Source organism: Nonomuraea terrae, assembly GCF_044465245.1.
In the GTDB taxonomy this organism is placed as follows: Bacteria; Actinomycetota; Actinomycetes; order Streptosporangiales; family Streptosporangiaceae; genus Nonomuraea; species Nonomuraea terrae.
In genome coordinates this window covers 753,695-767,815 of record NZ_JBITLL010000004.1, presented here as the reverse complement: position 1 = coordinate 767,815, position 14,121 = coordinate 753,695, and the positions used below count along the sequence as shown (strand labels likewise).

Annotated in this window: 12 protein-coding genes; 6 read left to right on the top strand and 6 right to left on the bottom strand. The window is 71.5% G+C overall.

The window, feature by feature from the left end; translation table 11 throughout:
• Window positions 1–295 precede the first annotated feature (295 nt).
• Both ACIBP6_RS21800 and ACIBP6_RS21795 read right to left on the bottom strand, forming a co-directional pair.
• Window positions 296–496, bottom strand: a complete 201-nt coding sequence (locus tag ACIBP6_RS21800; RefSeq protein ID WP_397054741.1) for a hypothetical protein — start codon at window positions 494–496, stop codon at window positions 296–298.
• 165 nt (window positions 497–661) lie between these two features.
• Window positions 662–1,201 carry a GNAT family N-acetyltransferase gene (locus ACIBP6_RS21795; protein ID WP_397054739.1) on the bottom strand — a complete coding sequence of 180 codons (540 nt, stop codon included), beginning with the start codon at window positions 1,199–1,201 and terminating at the stop codon, window positions 662–664.
• A gap of 239 nt (window positions 1,202–1,440) precedes the next feature.
• Here ACIBP6_RS21795 and ACIBP6_RS21790 point away from each other — a divergent pair, with 239 nt between their 5' ends.
• Complete coding sequence (locus ACIBP6_RS21790) at window positions 1,441–2,016, top strand: hypothetical protein (RefSeq protein ID WP_397054737.1); 576 nt, start codon at window positions 1,441–1,443, stop codon at window positions 2,014–2,016.
• Window positions 2,017–2,101: 85 nt separating this feature from the next.
• On the opposite strand, the gene ACIBP6_RS21785 is transcribed toward ACIBP6_RS21790, so the two are convergent.
• On the bottom strand, window positions 2,102–2,776 hold the full coding sequence (locus tag ACIBP6_RS21785; RefSeq protein ID WP_397054735.1) for a protein-L-isoaspartate O-methyltransferase: 675 nt from the start codon (window positions 2,774–2,776) through the stop codon (window positions 2,102–2,104).
• A 127-nt stretch (window positions 2,777–2,903) separates the two neighbouring features.
• Between ACIBP6_RS21785 and ACIBP6_RS21780 the strand changes: the two genes are divergently transcribed.
• Entirely contained in the window at window positions 2,904–3,635 is a 732-nt protein-coding gene (locus ACIBP6_RS21780) for a phosphotransferase (RefSeq protein WP_397054733.1), read from the top strand.
• A gap of 6 nt (window positions 3,636–3,641) precedes the next feature.
• On the opposite strand, the gene ACIBP6_RS21775 is transcribed toward ACIBP6_RS21780, so the two are convergent.
• On the bottom strand, window positions 3,642–5,141 hold the full coding sequence (locus tag ACIBP6_RS21775; protein WP_397054731.1) for a M48 family metallopeptidase: 1,500 nt from the start codon (window positions 5,139–5,141) through the stop codon (window positions 3,642–3,644).
• Between the two features lie 81 nt (window positions 5,142–5,222).
• On the opposite strand from ACIBP6_RS21775, the gene ACIBP6_RS21770 reads away from it, so the two are divergent.
• The gene (locus ACIBP6_RS21770; RefSeq protein WP_397054729.1) at window positions 5,223–6,446 is read left to right on the top strand and encodes a deoxyguanosinetriphosphate triphosphohydrolase; all 1,224 of its coding nucleotides are present in this window, start codon (window positions 5,223–5,225) and stop codon (window positions 6,444–6,446) included.
• A gap of 65 nt (window positions 6,447–6,511) precedes the next feature.
• Window positions 6,512–7,675, top strand: a complete 1,164-nt coding sequence (locus tag ACIBP6_RS21765; protein WP_397054727.1) for an NAD(P)/FAD-dependent oxidoreductase — start codon at window positions 6,512–6,514, stop codon at window positions 7,673–7,675.
• On the opposite strand, the gene ACIBP6_RS21760 is transcribed toward ACIBP6_RS21765, so the two are convergent.
• Window positions 7,638–8,522: a M23 family metallopeptidase gene (locus tag ACIBP6_RS21760; protein ID WP_397054726.1), complete on the bottom strand. Its 885-nt coding sequence runs from the start codon at window positions 8,520–8,522 to the stop codon at window positions 7,638–7,640. The genes ACIBP6_RS21765 and ACIBP6_RS21760 overlap by 38 nt on opposite strands.
• A gap of 193 nt (window positions 8,523–8,715) precedes the next feature.
• On the opposite strand from ACIBP6_RS21760, the gene dnaG reads away from it, so the two are divergent.
• Window positions 8,716–10,560: a DNA primase gene (gene dnaG / locus ACIBP6_RS21755; protein ID WP_397054724.1), complete on the top strand. Its 1,845-nt coding sequence runs from the start codon at window positions 8,716–8,718 to the stop codon at window positions 10,558–10,560.
• Between the two features lie 718 nt (window positions 10,561–11,278).
• Window positions 11,279–12,382, top strand: a complete 1,104-nt coding sequence (gene rpoD, locus ACIBP6_RS21750; protein ID WP_397054722.1) for an RNA polymerase sigma factor RpoD — start codon at window positions 11,279–11,281, stop codon at window positions 12,380–12,382.
• 65 nt (window positions 12,383–12,447) lie between these two features.
• Here the strand turns inward: rpoD and ACIBP6_RS21745 are convergent, their stop codons facing one another.
• A complete protein-coding gene (locus tag ACIBP6_RS21745; RefSeq protein WP_397054720.1) occupies window positions 12,448–13,911 on the bottom strand; it encodes a GntP family permease in 1,464 nt (487 codons plus the stop codon).
• Window positions 13,912–14,121: the final 210 nt, after the last annotated feature.

The following is a 14,121-nucleotide window of genomic DNA, read 5'->3' as shown; positions in this document are numbered from 1 at the left end:
CGGCGTGTAGGCCCGGCGTGTAGGCCCGGCGTGTAGGCCCGGCGTGTAGGCCCGGCGTGTAGGCCCGGCGTGTAGGCCCGGCGTGTAGGCCCGGCGTGTAGGCCCGGCGTGAAGGCACGGCGTGAAGGCACGCGCGAAGGCACGGCGTGAAGGCACGGCGTCCGGCGGACGGGCGCGCGCGGCCTGGGCGGCGCTACGCGCCCACGAGGCCGGGGGGATGCCCGCCGCCCACCACGGGCAGGCCGGTCATGCCTCAGGGGTCTCCGTGCCGCCCAGTGCCGCGGGAGAGGGGACGTCAGAGGGTGAGGCAGCCCACGAGCGGCACCTCCGGCGGGACGACGACGGCGCCCGCGGGGTCGGCGACCGTGCCGGTGGTGCAGTTGGCCATGAGGATGGGGTCCGTCTTCTGCAGCGACTCGAGGACCGCGATCTTCGAGGGATCGACGACGGCGTGGGCCGCCTGAGCCGGCAGGGCCAGGCCTGCGGCGGCGATCACCACGGCGGCGGCGATATTACGGGGGGACGTACGCACGGGAACCTCCTTGGGCGTGAACAACCAGTCTTCGCTACAAACCGTAGTCACGTGACAACGCTTTGTACATGGCGGATTCATTAGAACCTGCTCACGCTCGGTTGACTCACCGAATGGCGGGGCGGCGGCTCAGGAGGGCTCGTCGTGCCAGTCGGGCAGCGTGGTGGAGCCGCAGGCCCAGTCGCGCCGGAGGATCGCGTAGCCGACCGCGTCGTGACAGGTGCCGTCGGGCGCGGGCCACGACTCCCGGTAGTGCGCCTCCTTGGCGTAGCCGTTCTTGCGGAACGCCGCCCGCATCGCCCGGTTGTCGGCCCGCGTCGTGCCCTCGATGCGCGTGACGCCGGGGAGCTCGGTGAACAGATGGCCGGTGAGCCAGGAGAGCGCCGCCGTGCCGAGGCCGCGCCCGCGCCACGCACGGCGTACGCGCAGGTCGAACATCGGAGTGTCGTCGCCGAGGTCGTACAGCCGCACCAGGCCGGCGCGCTCGCCGTCGGCCAGCACCCAGAACGTCCTGTTCTCCGCGTCGTCGTAGAAACCCGCGGCCACCCGGCGCCTGATCGCGGCCGCCTCCTGAACGCCGGCGTGGAACGGCCACTCCTCGCCGGTCAGGAATCCGACCAGGTCCTCGACGTCGGCGGGGGAGAATCTGCGGTACTCGATCTGCACCACGCGATCCTCCCGGCCGTCCGGGCGTGGCGTCAAACGATTATGCGGCCGAGGATCTCCCTTCTCTCGACACCGAGAGTCACATCATTGCCACGCTCTGTCATCACTTTGCGCTAACGTCACTCACCGCAGGGAAGTCGCTCCCGGCCCGTTCCCCTTTCGTCACGGGCGGGTCCGTCATCCCACGGATGCCTACAGCAGCGCCCTGCCCTGGAGGCCGGGCGCACAAGCAAGGAGCCCCCATGCTCAAAAGAGCCGTCCTGGTCGTCGGGATCGCAGCATCCCTCGGGTGGGGTGCCATCGCCGCGCACGCGGCGCTGGTCGTCCCCGCGCCTCCCCCCGGAGCGGTCGCCGTCGCGCCGCAGCCCGTGGCCCCGGGCCTGGCCGCCGCCGCCCCGGCGCCGGCCTTCAACGCCGTGGCCCCCGCGCAGGCGTTCAACGCCGTCGCTCCCGCGCCGCGGCCCGGCGCCGTCGCCCTGGCCCCCCGGCCCGGCGCCGTGCCCGCCGCTCCGGCCCCCGGCGTCGCCGCGCACGCCCCGCAGCCCGCCGCCGTGGCGCCGGCTCAGCCCGCCGCGGTCGCGCCGGCCGAGCCCGTCGAGCCGGCCGAGCCCGTCGAGCCCGCGGAGCCCGCTGAGCCCGTCGAGCCGGCGGAGCCGGTCGAGCCCGCCGCGCCCCCGAGCCTGCTCACGGTCTTCAACGACGAGATCGTCGAGCCGGTCTCCGCGCCGCTGAGCATGTGCGGCAACGTCGTGTTCAACTCCGGTAACGCGAACGCGCGCTGCAACCGCTCGGCCTCGGTCTCCGACGACGACGCCTAGACGCCTCGACGCCTGACGCACCACTGATCAGGGCGCCGGGATGCCGCCGCGCAGGGCGTCCCGGTGCCCTGCGGTCGTCACGGGGTCAGGACGCGGTCTCCGGCACCACGAGCCGTGCGGCCTTGTCGTCGCCTCCGATGATCACTGCGCCCGGCCGGGCCTGCTCGATCCACACGTCCGGCATCGTCGAGAGCGCCAGCACCCGGTCGTACGGCCCCCGCTCCGGGCAGCCGTCGCCCACCACCAGGTGCGGGCGAATCCCGGCGGCGGCCAGATTGCGCGCCGCCGCCTGCGCGACCTCGGGGTCGGCCTCGACCGACGTCACGTTGCCCGACTCGCCCACCAGCCGGCAGAGCAGCGCGGTGACCCAGCCGCTGCCCGTGCCGACCTCCAGCACGCGTAGCCCGGGTCGCAGGTCGAGCCACTCCAGCAGGTCGACGACGGCGCTCGGCGCGGGATTGACGCACGTGTACGCCGACCCGCCCCGGCAGGTGGCGATCGGCTTGCCCGAGTAGACGGCGTCCCACCAGGCCGGGGGATCGGTGTCGCGGTCGATCGGCACGGCGCCGCCGCCGTCGTCGAGCGCGAGGCCCACGGAGGGGACGAACCAGTGGCGGGGGACCTTCCGCAGCGCCTGCGCGATCGCGCCGGTGGCGGGAGCCCGGCGCTCGGCGACGGCCGCGATCATCGCTTCGAGCCGCCAAGCGATGTGCGGCAGCATCGCCGGGCCCCGCCGGGTTCCGCCGTCATGCCTGTTCACAGCGCCTCCTCTGAACCAAGCGAATGCTAAGGGTGACCGTATGGCCACGCATCGCGGTGTGCAAGGCGCTCGGGGGAAACCGGTTGCCGCCGCCGATTCTCCTGTCCCGGCGGGCATGCTGGAGAACATGTCGGAGACACAGCTGCCCGGCGGGTTCGTCAACGCCGTCGTCCGCGTGGGCGACACCGTGCGCCGTCCGCGCGGTCCCCGCGCCGCTTACGTGCACGAGCTGCTGGCCCTGTTCGAGCGGTGCGGGTGGGCGGGCGCGCCCCGGTTCCTCGGGCTCGACGAGAGCGGGCGCGAGATCCTCGGCTACGTGCCAGGCCACGTGGCCTGGCAGGACGGGCAGACCGGCGAGGTCGCGTCCGGTGAGAGCCTCGCGCGGGTGGCCGAGCTGGTGCGCGAGTTCCACGACCTGACCGCCGGCACCCCGCCGGCCGGCGACGGCGAGGTCGTCTGCCACAACGATCTCTCCCCGAAGAACACCGTCTACCGCGACGAAGGAGCCGGGCTGCGGCCGGTCGCCTTCATCGACTGGGACATCGCGGGCCCGGGGCGGCGGATCCACGACGTGGCGCACGTCTGCTGGCAGTACGCCGGCCTGGGTCCCGGGGCGGGCCCTGACGCGGCCGCGAAGGTCCGGCTGATCTGCGACGCGTATGGGCTGCGGGAGCGCGGCGAGGTCGTGGAGGCCGTCCTGTGGTGGCAGGACCGCTGCCGGCACGGCATCGAGGCGGACGCCGAGGCCGGCATGCCGCACGCCGTCAGGCTGCGCGCCGCCGGAGTGGTCGAGCAGGTCCGCGCCGCCCGCGACTGGGTCGCCGAGCACCGCGCCGAGCTGGAGCGGGCGCTGCGCTGAGCCGGTCTACCGGGCGATGGAGGGAGCGGGCTCCTCGGCGGGCACGTAGTCGTGGCGCATCCCGTGGTCGCCGAGCCATTTCCGCAGCCCGGCCACGGCCGCCGGGTCGGCCGCCACCTGCGCGGCGTACTCCGACAGCGAGACCTCCTCGCCGTCGTCGAACAGCAGCCGCGCGGGCCCCGACCACGACAGCGTCCACCGGGCCTGGCCGAGCTGGATCAGCACCGCCTCCAGCGCCTGCCCCAGCACCCCGGCCAGCAACGTCTCGGACGGGCTCCAGCCCAGCTCGCGCAGCCGGCCCTCCAGCTCACCCTGCCGCCCCCGGGCGATCGCCTCGAACGCGGCGTCCAGGTACGGGCGCGTGGAGCCCATGACCCGCTGGCCGGCCACCGCCAGGTCGTGCAGCGCCTCGGCGTTGCGGCCGGCGTACATGCCGTGGGCCACCAGCTCCTCCCACGGCACCGGGCGCAGCCCCTCCAGGGCCTCGGGCGTCCACATGGTCTGCTCCACGGCACGCACCGCCACGTTGGCGTCCACCAGCAGCGTCAGGGCCGAGCGCGGGTCGGGCGTGTGCGGCGGCTCGGGCAGGCGTTCGATCGCGGCCAGCCGTTCGGCCAGGCTGGGATGCGAGTCGTAGGGGGAGACCTCGTCGGGCTGCTCGCCGAGCTCGGCGAGCTGGGCCTGCCGGACGGGGTCGCTCATCAGCTGGTGGAACCCGCCGAACACCGTCGAGGGCCGCGCCCCGCCCGCGCCGGTGAGCGAGAGGTAGCCGGAGGCGTAGACGTCCCAGGCCAGCGCGGTGGTGTGGATCTTGCGCAGCGCGTTCGCCATGGCCTGGCGGCCGCCGATCATGACGGCGAACTCGTCGGCCTCCAGCTCCTGCCGTCGCGAGACGGCCTGCGAGACGCGCAGGTAGAGGCGGGCGTACAGGGTGAACACGCGCTGGATGAGCGGGTGTTTGCCGAGGCTGCGCACGGTCGCGATCAGCGAGACCCGGCCCCGGTAGACGGGCGCGCCGAGGCGCGTGTGCGCACCGCTGTAGTGGCCGAGCTCGTGCCCGAGCACCGCGCGCATCTCGTCCACCGTGAGCGTCTGCAGCAGCGGCAGGCCGATGTACATCCGCCGCCGCGTCGCCCGCAGCCCCAGGAAGCGGGTGTCCTCCGCCACGGCGGCGTTCACGTCGGGGACCAGGCGGATCTCGTCGGGCGGCGCGGTGCGCACCGCACGGGCGAGGTCCTCGACGGTCTGCCACAGCGCGGGCTCGTGCTCGCGTCCCACCGCCACGCCGGGCTGCTCGCCGCTCCCGCCGCGGCTGACCATGATCAGCGTACGGACGAGCGTCGCCGCGGCCAGGGTGAGCACGACGGCGTACTCGATCAGCCGCGGACGGAACTCGACGAAGAGCATGACGTCCAAGAAGATCGCGGCCGCCAGGACCAGGCCGACCAGCACGTAGAAGCCGGCGAGCAAGGCGAACGCCAGCACCGCTCGTAACGCTGTCGTCATGGGGGAGTCGCTCCCGGGGAAGGGGTTCTCGCGAGGCTGACCTTAGCGGAACACCGCAAACTGGATAAAATCACTGGACCAATGCCCACTTACGATGAGCACGACCAGGAACGTTGGGTTCCGGAACCTCCCGGCAATCCCCGGCGCTCGGCGTTCGAGCGCGACAGGGCCAGGGTGCTGCACAGCGCCGCGCTGCGCAGACTCGCCGCGAAGACCCAGGTCGTAGGCCCAGGAGAGACGTTCGGCGGTGGCCAGCACATCCCACGCACCCGGCTGACCCACTCGCTCGAATGCGCCCAGGTGGGCCGGGAGATGGGCGCCACCCTGGGCGTCGACCCCGACCTGGTGGAGACCGCCTGCCTGGCGCACGACCTGGGGCATCCGCCGTTCGGGCACAACGGGGAGGTGGCGCTGGACGCGCTGGCGGCTCCGTGCGGCGGGTTCGAGGGCAACGCCCAGAGCCTGCGCCTGCTGACCAGGCTGGAGGCCAAGGTCCTCACCGAGGACGGCCGCAGCGCCGGGCTCAACCTCACCCGCGCCGTCCTGGACGCCTCGATCAAGTACCCGTGGACGCGCGGCGACGGCTCGCCCAAGTACGGCGTGTACGACGACGACCTGCCGGTGTTCCGGTGGGTCCAGGAGGGCGCCCGGGAGGGCCGGGTGAGCTTCGAGGCGCAGATCATGGACTGGGCCGACGACGTCGCCTACTCCGTCCACGACCTGGAGGACGCCCTGCACTCCGGCCACGTCGTCCCGGAGGCGCTGCTGTCACCCGCCGAGCGCCGCGAGGTGTGCCGGACCACCCGCACCTGGTACGCCCCCGGCGCCGACCTCGGCGAGCTGGAGGAGGTCTTCGCCCGGCTCATCACACACCCGCTGTGGCCGCGTCACTTCGAGGCCACGCTCGCCGACCTGGCCGGGCTGAAGGCGCTCACCAGCGGGCTCATCGGCCGTTTCTGCACCTCCGCCCAGGCCGCCACGAAGGAGGTGCACGGCGCCCGCCACCGCGCCGACCTCGTCGTACCGCGCACCACGAAGCTGGAGTGCGCGCTGCTCAAGGGGGTCACCGCGCACTACGTGATGACCACCGAGGGCCACCACGCCAACCAGGCCAGGCAGCGCGAGCTCATCACCGAGCTGGCCTCGCTGATCACCCTCGGCGCGCCCGGTACGCTGGAGCCGGCCTTCCGGCCCGCGTTCGACAAGGCCCCTGACGACGCGGCCCGCGTCCGCGTGGTCATCGACCAGATCGCCTCACTCACCGACACCTCCGCGGTGGCCTGGCACCGCCGGCTCACCCGCTGACAAAGCTTCGTCTGATCTGGCACAACCGGCTTTCCCGAGGGCCACGCCGGGCGGATACTGCGCCCATGGCCACCTATGTGATCGTCGGCGCCGGGCTCGCCGGGGCGAAGGCAGCAGAGACGCTGCGCGAGGAGGGCTTCGACGGCGAGATCGTGCTGATCGGCGCGGAGAGCGAACGGCCCTACGAAAGACCGCCTCTCTCCAAGGAGTTCCTGCAGGGCAGGACCGAGCGCGACACGATCTACGTGCACCCGCCGGAGTGGTACGCCGACCACGCGGTCGACCTGCGGCTCGGCACGCGCGTGACCCGTATCGAGCCGGACCGCCACCTGGTCAGGCTGGGCGACGGGTCGCGGCAGCCGTACGACAAGCTGCTCATCACGACGGGCGCGGCGCCGCGGCGGCTGCCCGGGCCCGCGTACTACCTGCGCACCGTCGAGGACAGCGAGGCGCTCAAGGAACGCTTCGCCAAGGGCGTGAGCGTGCTGGTCGTGGGGGCGTCCTGGATCGGGCTGGAGACCGCGGCGGCGGCGCGCACGGCGGGCTGCGAGGTCACCGTGGTCGAGCCCGAGCCGACCGCGCTCAACAAGGCCCTCGGCCCCGAGCTGGGCGCGCTGTTCGCCCGCCTGCACGCGAGCAAGGGCGTCGACCTGCGCTTCGGCACCGCCGCCGCGGAGATCACCCAGACCGGCGTGCGGCTCAGCTCGGGGGAGCGGCTCAGCGCCGACCTCGTCGTGGCCGGCATCGGCGCGGCCCCCGAGGTCGGGCTCGCCCGCGACGCGGGGCTCGACGTCGGGCAGGGCATCCTCACGGACGCCGCGCTGCGCACCTCGCATCCCGACGTGTTCGCCGCGGGCGACGTCGCGGAGTTCTTCCACCCGGTGTACGGGCGGCGCATCCGCGTCGAGCACTGGGCGAACGCCCTGCACGGAGGCCCGGCCGCGGCCCGGTCGATGCTCGGCCGGGAGGTCGTCCACGACCGGCTCCCGTACTTCTACACCGACCAGTACGAGCTGGGCATGGAGTTCTCCGGCGACATCGAGGGCCACGACGAGATCGTCTACCGCGGCGACCCCGAGAGCCTGGAGTTCATCGCGTACTGGCTGCGCGGCGGCCGGGTGATCGCCGGCATGAACGTCAACGTCTGGGACGTCGTCGACGAGATCCAGGAGCTGATCAGGTCGGGCGTCGTCATTGACCGAACGGAGCTATCTCGGGTTCGATCGTGACGACGTCGTCGCTGCCCCGGTTGTCGTCGTTCCCCCGGGTGGGGCGCGGCTTCGGGGTCTTGGACGGCTCCGCCGGCGGCTGCTTCGAGGCGCACTGGACGGTGCACGGCGGCGTCTCGCCGAGCTTCTTGCGCAGCTTCAGCGTCTCCTCACGAGGGGAGAACGTACGGTTGCCGCTCTGCCAGGCGTCGAGGTAGTCCCACGGCTCGACCATGCCCCTGCGGACCCACCAGTAGGCCGGGCCGGTCTTCCACGAGATCGCGAAGTAGAGGTTGGAGCCGGTGTCACGGGCGTTGCCCGACCGGCCCACCCGGCCGAGCAGCCGGCCGGCCTTGACGCGGGCGCCCGGCTTGATGCCCTCGGCGACCGACTCGAGGTGGCCGCCGAGGTAGCGCACGCCGTCGTCGCCGATGATCGTGACGAACCTGCCCTCGCGGTCGGGCCCGGCGTCGGTGCCCGGGCTCCATCTGTCCTGGGTGTTGACCTCGTCGACCACCCCGCCGACGGGCGCCACGAACGCGCACCCCTCCTGCGCCCAGATCGTGGTCTTGGGCAGCACGAGCAGCTTGCGCTGGTACGTGGTCTTGCAGTCCTCCACCGGGAACGTGTAGGTGTGCTTCGACAGCGTCGGCGGCGGCACGTTGACCGGGGCCGCGGCCGCGGGGGGCTGCTCGGCGGCGGCCTGGTGCTCCGCGGTCGGCTTGGGGGTGGCGGCGGTGGCCGTCGCCGGGGGCGTGGCGGGGGAGACCGCGCCGACACCCGCCACCCCGGTGACCTGGGTGCAGGCACCGGTCAGCAGCACGGCGCCCGTGACGGCCGCCAATCGTCCGATACGCCCCGAATGCATGGTCTCCACCTGTGTCACTGTTTCCGCCGGTTCCACCCGACAACTTTTACCTTTGTAGCCCACCGGGGACCCCCGCATAGCCGCTTTCCGGCTTTAGCAGCCCGCGGGTAACCGTCGCCTGTCCTCCGAAGCCTCATGCCCGGAACACCCGGGACGTCGGGAACCGTCGGCGGGGCGGAATAGACTCACCGACGTGGCCGGCCGGATCCGTGATGACGACATCGCCCTCGTGCGCGAGCGCTCCCCCATCGCCGAGGTCATCGGCGAGCACATCCAGTTGCGCAACGCCGGAGGCGGCAACCTCAAGGGGCTGTGCCCCTTCCACGACGAGAAGAGCCCCTCGTTCAACGTGACCCCCGAGCGGGGGATGTACTACTGCTTCGGATGCTCCGAGGGCGGCGATGTGATCACGTTCGTCGAGAAGATCGAGCACCTGTCGTTCAGCGAGGCCGTCGAGCGGCTGGCCCAGCGGGCCGGCGTCCAGCTCCAGTACGAGCAGGGCGGCTATGTCCCCAAGCGTGACCACGGCGAGCGGGCCAGGCTGATCGAGGCCCATCGGGCGGCGGCCGAGTTCTACGCCGACAAGCTGATGAGCCCCGAGGCGGGTCCAGGGCGGCGCTTCCTGTCGGAGCGGGGCTTCGAGCGGGCCGACGCCGAGATGTTCGGGGTCGGCTACGCGCCCGCCGAGTGGGAGGCGCTCACCCGTCACCTGCTGGCGCGCGGGTTCACCTCCGACGAGCTCGTCAAGGGCGGGCTGGCCAAGGAGGGCCGGCGAGGGCCGATCGACCGGTTCCGCGGGCGGCTCATCTGGCCGATCCGGGACGCCACGGGCGATGTGATCGGATTCGGGGCGCGGAAGTTGCTCGATTCCGACGACGGCCCGAAATACTTGAATACTCCTGACTCGCCGCTTTACAAGAAGAGCCAGGTCCTTTATGGAATTGATCTAGCAAAACGCGAGATCTCCAAGCGCGCGCAGGCCGTGATCGTCGAGGGATACACCGACGTGATGGCCTGCCATCTGGCCGGCGTGCCCACCGCCGTGGCGACGTGCGGCACGTCGTTCGGCGAGGAGCACATCAAGATCCTGCGCCGTTTCCTGTTCGACCAGGCCGAGTTCCGCGGCGAGGTCATCTTCACCTTCGACGGCGACGCGGCCGGGCAGAAGGCGGCGCTGCGCGCGTTCGCCGACGAGCAGAAGTTCGTCACGCAGACGTACGTCGCGGTGCAGGGCGACGGGCTCGACCCGTGCGACCTGCGCGTCAAGCAGGGCGACGCGGCCGTGCGCGACCTGATCGCCAGCCGCGAGCCGCTGTTCCAGTTCGCGATCCGGAGCACGATCTCCCGCTACGACCTGCGCAGCAACGAAGGCAAGATCGCCGCCCTCGACGCCGCCGCGCCCATCGTGGCCGCGATCAAGGACGTCGGCCTGCGTAAGCGTTACGCCATCGACCTCGACCGGTGGCTCGGCTTCATGGACGAGCGGTTCGTCATGCAGCGCATCGGCGAGGTGTCGGGCGCCCAGCAGGGCCCCCGCCGGCGCGTTCCCCATGCGGCGCCGGTCGACCCCAGCGTGCGTGTCGAGCGGGAGCTGCTCAAGCTGGCCGTCCAGCGTCCCGCGCTGCTCGGTCCGCAGTTCGACGCCCTCGACCCGCAGGCGTTCACCACGCCCGAGCACACGGCCCTGCACAAGGTGATCACCACCGCGGGCGGCCTCGCGGCGGCCGCGCACGGCGGGCGGGAGTGGGTCGACCGGCTGCTGGAGCACGCCTACGAAGACGGGGCGCGGGCGCTGGTGACGCGCTTCGCGGTGGAGCCGTTCCAGGCGGACGCCGAGGTCGAGCAGCGCTACGCGACAGGGATCCTCGCGCGCGTGGAGACGATGGCGGTCGACCGCGCCATCGCCCAGGTCAAGTCGCGACTCCAGCGCATCAACCCGGTGGACGAAGCCCAGGAGCACCGCCGCCTCTTCGGCGAGCTCCTCGCCCTGGAAAAACAACGCAAGGTCCTCATCGAACGCGCGACCGGCATGCAGTAACCCTCCGGCCCGCCCCGTACGACCCCCCACCGGCCCGCCCAATGCGTCGGCCCTGGGCTCCCGCGCCGGCTCGCCGCTGCCCTGCGGCTTCCGCGCCCGCGCGCCATGGTGGAGTGCGCGCCGCCGGCGTCCGTTCCGGTCGGCCGGCGGCACGCGACGCCCGCGCCGACCCTCCATGCCGCCCATCTCGCCCCTGAGGGTCTTGTTCAGCACGTCACCGCACGTCGTCGCGACGTGCGCTCGTCCGGGCGGGATGGGAAAGAAGGGCTCGTATGCCGGGGCGGCTCCCATCGGGGCATCCGTATTTCCTGTCAGCGCCCCGCGGCCGTCGCTGCGTGCATCAGACGGGGGCTCCAAGGGGGAGTGGGGGTGGGGGTTTGTAACAGTTCGGAAGCGTTACTAGCGGTATACCAGGGCGGTTCAGCCGGGAACTTGGCACGGTCCAACAGCCGCTGTGGCAAGGGGTGCGGGGTATCCGGGCAGGGAAAATGTTGCGTCCGGCTCTGGCCGCCCGCCGGGCGCGTGAATCCTGATCGCGTAATTGACTTTACTTTCCTGATCAAACTTGGGCTAAACCTTATGGCGATCTCAATTCGGTAAGGACGATCGTCTTACCTTCTGTGACAAAAATGGGTCTGCCATTTGCTGGAACCAATACTGCAGACTGTGTCCCGTGGGTGCATCGGTGCTGTCAAGCGGACCGCCATCGGTAGATCAAGTGGCGGACCTCGTCGCAAAGGGAAGGGAGCGCGGAAGCGTAACCGTCGATGACGTCGCAGCCGCGCTTGACCGATCCGAGCTGCCGTCCGACGCGCTGGAGCGCGTCGTGCGCATGCTCGCCGAGAACGGTGTGGAGGTCCTCGAGCCCCAGGGCGACGAGGAGTCCCCCCGCGCCGATGAGGAGGACGTAGGCAAGCGGGCGCCAACCAGCGATCTCGTCCGCATCTATCTGCGCGAGATCGGCCGCGTGCCTTTGCTGACCGCCGAGGAGGAGGTGGAGCTCGCCAAGTCGATCGAAGCCGGCCTGTTCGCCGAGGACAAACTGGCCAACGGGGTCTCCCGCCTGGCCTTCCCGGAGCTGCGGGAGCTCGTCTGGCAGGGCACCAGAGCCAAACAGCGGCTCATCGAGGCCAACCTGAGGCTCGTGGTGTCGATCGCCAAGCGGTACGTCGGCCGCGGCATGCTGTTCCTGGATCTCATCCAGGAGGGCAACCTCGGGCTCATCAGGGCCGTCGAGAAGTTCGACTACACCAAGGGTTACAAGTTCTCCACCTACGCCACCTGGTGGATCCGGCAGGCGATCACCAGGGCCATCGCCGACCAGGCGCGGACGATCCGCATCCCGGTCCACATGGTGGAGACCATCAACAAGCTCGTCAGGGTGCAGCGTCAGCTCCACCAGGATCTCGGCCGCGAGCCGATCCCCGAGGAGATCGCCCAGGAGATGGACCTCCCGGTCGATCGCGTGGTGGAGATCCAGCGCATCGCCCAGGAGCCCGTGTCGTTGCAGTCGCCGATCGGCGAGGAGGACTCCGACCTCGGAGACTTCATCGAGGACGCCGACGCGGTCGTGCCGATGGAGGCCGCGGCCTTCATCATGTTGCAGGACCAGCTCGACGACATCTTGGCCACGCTCTCCGACCGGGAGCAGCGCATCATCCAGCTCCGGTTCGGCCTGGCCGACGGGCATCCGCGCACGCTGGAGGAGGTGGGCAGGGAGTTCGGCGTGACGCGGGAGCGCATCCGCCAGATCGAGTCGAAGACCCTGGCCAAGCTCCGCCACCCGACGCGCGCGCAGATGCTGCGGGACTATCTCGACTGACGAAGCACGGCCGGTGGCCCCCGGGCCACCGGCCCGTCCGCTGGAGCCCGTCGGTCGGAGCCCGTTCAGAAGAGCAGGCTGATCGGCACCAGCAGGAGGATGGCCACGACCGAGGCGACGGAGACCGCGACCGTGGTGGTCTTGAGCGCGCCCCGGGTGGTCTGGCCGAGCAGCGACTGCAGCAGCCAGAACGTGTTGCTGGTGACGTGCACGCAGAACAGCGACCCGGACCCCGCGGCCAGCGCGATCAGCACGGGATCGATGCCGAGGGCGGGCGCGACGGGGGCGAGGATGCCGGCCGCGGTGATGGCCGAGATGGTGACGGAGCCGACCGCGACGTGCAGGGCCGCGGCGACCAGCCACACCACCACCAGCGGCAGGAACGTCCCGGCGGTGAAGTACCCGCGCAGGATGTCGCCGAGGCCGCCGGCCGCCACGACGGCGGCGAGCGAGCCGCCGACCGCCGTGAGGATGAGAATCTGACCGCTCTCCCTGAAGCCGTTGGCGATCGCCTTCTCCACGCCGCTCCTGCCGGTGAGGCGGCGGGTGACGACCAGGGTGCCGATGAGGCCGACCAGCAGGGCGACGACCGGGTTCGAGAAGAACGCCATCACGTCGTTCTCCACGTCCGCGGCCTGGGCGACGGCGCCGGCGGCGATCATCAGCAGGGCGAGGATGAGCGGTCCGAAACTGACCAGCAGGCGCGGACCGCTCTCGGCGCCGCGCGGCCCGGCGGCCGGTCTCGCGCCGTCCACGGGCGTGCCGCCCGCCCCCGGGGTGACGGGCCGTGCCGGGGCGGGAGCCTGTGCGGCCCGCACGCCCACCGCTGCCGCCTGCTCCTTCTCCACCACTTCCGCGACGGGGGCGCCGGCCTCCTCCACGGCGACGATCTCGTCGGCCGCGGTGTTCCAGAAGCCCCGGCGGAACAGGAATGTCATGATCGCCACGGAGAAGACGATCGTCGGGATGATCAGCAGCAGCCCCCAGAGCAGCATCGTGCCGAGCGGTACGTGCAGCAGCGCCGCCAGGGCGAGGGTGCCCACCCCCGGCACCATCAGCACGATGCCGCACTCGAGCCCGATCGCCATGGCGGCGGCCATGCGCGGCGTGCCCAGCGGGCCGATCTGCCGCGAGGCGGTGCGGGCCAGCGGCGCCGAGATCACCAGCAGCACGTCGAGGTAGATCGACTGGAGCAGGGTGCCGATGGTCAGCGCCATCGAGTACGGCAGCCGCTCCGGGCCGAACACCCGTAGCAGGCGGTCGACCAGCCGCTCGATGGCGCCCATCTCCTTGAGCATCGACCCCGTCAGCACGCCGAACGCGATGAGCAGCCCGACATCGGCCATGATGTCGCCGAAGCCCTTGGTGATGGTCTCCACCGTCTTGCCGAAGCCCAGGCGGGTCATGAGCCCGAGGCCCAGCGATCCGAGAACCAGCGAGATCACCGGGTTCACGTGGAAGCGGACGATGAGCACCACGGTGGCGACGATCGCCACCGCCGTACTGGCGAGGACTGCGATGTCGGACATCCACTGCTCCTTCGCATGGAGGCAGGGGGGCGGCGGCGGCTCGTAACGGGGTCGTCACGGCGGGGACCCAGCCCGTTCACGCTGGGATGGCAACTCATCATGAGCCCGCTCGGCAGCCCGGTCAAGAGCCCAGTAACGGGGTTTTTGGTGCATTTAATCCCTTTTTTTACTACTGGTGGGGATTGACCACTCCGGGGGGAAACTCGCATT

What these genes read in the sequence shown, in the direction of transcription:
- ACIBP6_RS21745 (WP_397054720.1), bottom strand. Translation starts at nt 13,911, where the DNA reads ATGTCCGACATCGCAGTCCTCGCCAGTACGGCGGTGGCGATCGTCGCC.
- ACIBP6_RS21765 (WP_397054727.1), top strand. Translation starts at nt 6,512, where the DNA reads ATGGCCACCTATGTGATCGTCGGCGCCGGGCTCGCCGGGGCGAAGGCA.
- ACIBP6_RS21775 (WP_397054731.1), bottom strand. Translation starts at nt 5,141, where the DNA reads ATGACGACAGCGTTACGAGCGGTGCTGGCGTTCGCCTTGCTCGCCGGC.
- ACIBP6_RS21790 (WP_397054737.1), top strand. Translation starts at nt 1,441, where the DNA reads ATGCTCAAAAGAGCCGTCCTGGTCGTCGGGATCGCAGCATCCCTCGGG.
- ACIBP6_RS21760 (WP_397054726.1), bottom strand. Translation starts at nt 8,522, where the DNA reads ATGCATTCGGGGCGTATCGGACGATTGGCGGCCGTCACGGGCGCCGTG.
- ACIBP6_RS21770 (WP_397054729.1), top strand. Translation starts at nt 5,223, where the DNA reads ATGCCCACTTACGATGAGCACGACCAGGAACGTTGGGTTCCGGAACCT.
- ACIBP6_RS21780 (WP_397054733.1), top strand. Translation starts at nt 2,904, where the DNA reads ATGTCGGAGACACAGCTGCCCGGCGGGTTCGTCAACGCCGTCGTCCGC.